Annotated in this window: 4 protein-coding genes; all 4 read left to right on the top strand. The window is 66.0% G+C overall.

Annotated features, from left to right (window positions below; all coding sequences use genetic code 11):
• Positions 1–857 precede the first annotated feature (857 nt).
• Positions 858–2,222 (top strand): MFS transporter, encoded by a 1,365-nt coding sequence (locus J9611_RS20350; RefSeq protein WP_211882908.1) that lies wholly within the window; start codon positions 858–860, stop codon positions 2,220–2,222.
• A gap of 73 nt (positions 2,223–2,295) precedes the next feature.
• Positions 2,296–2,979, top strand: coding sequence for a GntR family transcriptional regulator (locus tag J9611_RS20345; protein ID WP_211882907.1), 684 nt, complete (start codon positions 2,296–2,298; stop codon positions 2,977–2,979).
• Positions 2,976–3,767: an aspartate/glutamate racemase family protein gene (locus tag J9611_RS20340; RefSeq protein ID WP_211882906.1), complete on the top strand. Its 792-nt coding sequence runs from the start codon at positions 2,976–2,978 to the stop codon at positions 3,765–3,767. The genes J9611_RS20345 and J9611_RS20340 overlap by 4 nt, the downstream gene beginning before the upstream one ends.
• A gap of 35 nt (positions 3,768–3,802) precedes the next feature.
• Positions 3,803–4,063, top strand: a 261-nt coding sequence (locus tag J9611_RS20335) for an amidohydrolase family protein (RefSeq protein ID WP_211882905.1), incomplete at its 3' end; no start/stop codon positions are given.

Here is a 4,063-nt window from a genome sequence, read left to right as displayed (position 1 = left end):
ACTCCACGCCGTCCTACTCGCCGTCAAATCACTGCCCGCCTCCGGCAAACCCCAGGAACTGCTCGACGCCGCCGGCATCTCCGCCCGCCACATCACCACCGCCGCCCGCAGCCTCCTACAAGCCTGAACCCACGCAGCGGTTAACCGAACGTATCCACCGCGACGGTCGATGGGTCCAACCGGTACGGCGACCCTCAGCACAGCCTCTCGACAAGTCCTGGATTAAAAAAAGGGAACCCTCAAGCGCCAAACGGAGGGGCGGCCGCCAAGACGGATGCCGGAGGCAAACCAACGGCGGCGAAGGCCACCGAGGCGCCGAAATAGTTGCCTCAGCGGACCACTCCCCTGCCGAGATTCAGCGACGATAGTGGTGATTACGTCAACCTGCTCCGGCTGCATCTGGTCCACGCCACGAAGAATTTTGTCGTGCGCTGAAGGATGAGCACCCTACCAGCCTGATGCATCCATCCGGGCAATGAGCCATCATCCCCCAGCTGCACCTAGCGCAACTCCAAGGAACATTTCCCACGGGACGGCCAGCGCCCATGCCGGGCCTTCTAGGCCGCCGGCGTTCGTAATTACGCACCAGCCCGCACCTTCGTGTCGGTGCGGCCACAATCGGCGAGTTGCCTCACTCCCGCGGATAACGCAAAAAACCCTTGACAGTGGCAGGCATCACTCCTATTCTGATTTTGGGATCCCAAAACGGGATCCCAAAACCCAAGTACCGCGGGGCGTTTCGGGAACCGCCGCTACACGCCCTCGCCCAAAGGTTTCCCGCCGCCCAACCCGCGGCCGCACGTTTGAATCACCCAGCTCGTTTCCCTGTCCGTAAACTTCCCCGTGAAGGAGAAGCTGTGTCCATCCCTAATACCGAAGCAGTGACCACCGAGGCTCGAGGCACCACAGAAGCCCCGGTCGACGGCAAACCCGGCAAGGACGGCGTGCAAAGGCGCACCAACGTCCGCTGGAAGCTCTTCCTGCTTCTGCTCGTCCTGGTCTCCGTCAACTACATCGACCGGGGCTCCATCTCGGTGGCCCTGCCCATCATCCAGAAGGAATTCAACCTCGCCCCGGAGCTCGTGGGCCTGCTGCTTTCCGCCTTCTTCTGGACCTACGCCCTCATGCAGATTCCCGTCGGCCTGCTGATCGACAAGTTCGGCCCGCGGAAAGTCATGACGGCGTCGTGCCTCGGCTGGGGTGCCGCAACCGCAGCCTCGGGCCTGGCTGGCGGCTTCCTGAGCATGTTCATCGCCCGCCTGGGCATCGGCGTCACCGAAGCCGGCGTCATGCCGGCCGGCGGCAAGCTCAATGCCATCTGGATGCACAAGGCGGAACGCGGCCGCGGCGCCACCATCCTCGACGCCGGAGCCCCGCTGGGTGCAGGCCTGGGCGGCATCCTCATCGCCGGCCTCATCGCATCCACCGGCAGCTGGCGGAGTTCGTTCATCATCGCCGGGGCCGCCACGGTGCTCATGGGCCTGGCCGTGTGGTGGTACGTCCGGGACAACCCCCGCCAGCACCGCGGGGTCAACACGGCCGAAGCCGAGTACATCGAGGCTTCACACGCGGCCGAGGATGCCGAGGCCGAGTTCGACGGCAGCAAGGGCAGGCGCGCTCTGCTCCCCTACCTGAAGTTCCGTTCCTTCTGGGCCATGTGCTTTGGCTGGCTGGGCTTCAACGGAGTGTTCTATGGCCTGCTGACCTGGGGCCCGCTCTACCTCGCGCAGGCCAAGGGCTTTGACCTGAAGACCATCGGCTGGTCCACTTTCGTGATCTTCGGTGCCGGCTTCGTCGGTGAAATCCTGGGCGGCACCATCGCGGACAAATGGCGGGCAGCCGGCGCCTCGGCCAACCGGGTCATGCGCACCCTGCTGGGCATCTCCAGTGTGGTCGTGATCGGCGGCCTGGTGGGCGTCACAGTGGTGGCGGATCCCACGACGGCGGTGGTCCTGCTCTCCGTGGTGATGTTCTTCCTCCGCTGGGTTGGCCTCTTCTGGAGCATCCCCTCAATCCTGGGCGGCCGGACCAACGCCGGTGTGCTGGGTGGCGCCATGAACTTCAGCGGCAACATCTCCGGCTTCGTCACCCCGATCGTGGTCGGTCTGATTGTGGGCGCCACCGGCTCGTACACCTGGGCGCTGCTGTACTTCGTGGGATCCGCCATCATCATGGGAGTGTCCGTGCTGGCACTGGACTACAACAAGCGGCTTCCTGTCTAAGCTAGGCCACGCAGCACCTCCTCCCGCCGCCGCCGGGAGCGCAATGTCACACGAGAATCCGAATGGAGCAACAATGCTGACCGCAGAAGAGACCCAGGACAAGGAACGCCCCCTCCGCGAGGCCGTCCGGGACACCCTCCGCACCAGGATTTTTGAAGGGCACTACGCTCCCGGCACCCGGCTGGTGGAACGTGACCTCGCCGCAGAATTCAATGTGTCCCGCCTGCCCGTCCGGGAAGCGCTGCGCATGCTGCGCCAGGAAGGCCTCCTCAGCGACCGCGGGGCGCGCGGCGCGGAAGTCAGCTCCCTCAGCCCCAAGGACGTCGAGGACCTGTTCGACGTCCGGCAGTCCCTCGAAGTACTGGCCTGCCGCCTCGCCGCCGCCCGCGCCACACCCCGGGACCTGGAACAGCTTGACGGCCTGCTGGATGAGGCCACTCGCTGCCTCGCCAAAGGCGCCATCATGGAGGCGCACCGCGCCAACAGCGAATTCCACGACTCAATCACCCGGATCGCGGACAACGGCTTCCTCAAGTCCGCGCTGGAACCCCTCCAGGGACGCATGCACTGGCTCTTCCGCCACGTCAGCGACCTGCCGGAACTGATCCAGGAACACCGCGAGCTCTACGATGCGATCGCCAGCGGCGACCCGGACCGGGCCGCCGCGCAGTCGGCGTCGCACATCGGCAAGTACCGCGAGCAGTTCCCCGAGGATTTCCAGAAAACCGAACCCACGCTGCATCGGAAGAAAAAATGAAACTGCTCGTCATCAACCCCAACATCAGCGACGACGTCACCGCCCTGATCGAATCAGAAGCCGTGCGCTCGGCGGCCCCGGGCACGGAACTGGTGGTCCGCACCGCCGGCCACGGCGTTGAGTACATTGAAACCCGCTTCGAGTCCCTGATCGCGGCCGGCGCAGTCGCCGAGATCATCGCCGAATACTCCACCGAATCCAGCACCGGCGGCGTGGACGGCGTGGTGGTCGCCGCGTTCGGCGACCCCGGCATGCCGGCGCTGAAGGAACTCACGGACGTCCCTGTCATCGGCATCACCGAGGCAGCCCTCTGCGCTGCCGCCCTCCAGGGGCACCGCTTCTCCATCATCGCCATCTCGGACCGGATCCGGCCGTGGTACCTGGACTGCGTGGAGCGTTTCGGCCTCGGCGGCCGGCTGGCTTCCATCCGTTCCATCAACGAATCCCTCAACGCCATCGGCTCCGTGCAGCAGGACTTCAAGGAAACCCTGCTGGCACTCAGCCGGCAGGCCGTCGCAGAGGACGGCGCCGACGTCGTCATCCTGGCAGGTGCGCCCCTCGCCGGGCTTGCCCGCAAACTTCAGGGCCAGATCCCCGTGCCTGTAGTGGACGGCATCTCCGCCGGCATCCGCATGGCGGAGACCGTGGTCGCGCTCCAGTCCGGGCCCCACCGTGCCGGCGCCTTCGCGCCGCCACCCGCCAAGGCCCGCAGGGGGCTTTCGGAAAACCTCGACACCGCCCTCACCGCGGCCCAGAGTGCAGCGCACGCCGCCGCCCCTTCCCACTAGCTTCCCCACTGGCTTCATCCCTTAGGAGGACACCGATGTCCAACACCCCAGAACTCGTCATTGCCAACGGCACCGTGGTCAACAGCTTCGGCCGCCAGCACGCCCACATCGTGGTGCGGGACGGCAGAATCGTCCGGCTGGTTGATGCCTCCGAACCGGTTCCCGACGCCGGGCGCACCATCGACGCCGCCGGCCGCCTCGTTATTCCGGGCGGCGTGGACGGCCACTGCCACGTGGCCCAGGTGACCGGACGCTTCCGGACACTGGACGACTACCGCACCACCTCCACGGCAGCA

Source organism: Pseudarthrobacter albicanus (genome assembly GCF_018224015.1).
GTDB lineage: Bacteria > Actinomycetota > Actinomycetes > Actinomycetales > Micrococcaceae > Arthrobacter > Arthrobacter albicanus.
Note: the sequence above shows the minus strand (reverse complement) of the source record. Positions and strands in the feature narration are given on the sequence as shown.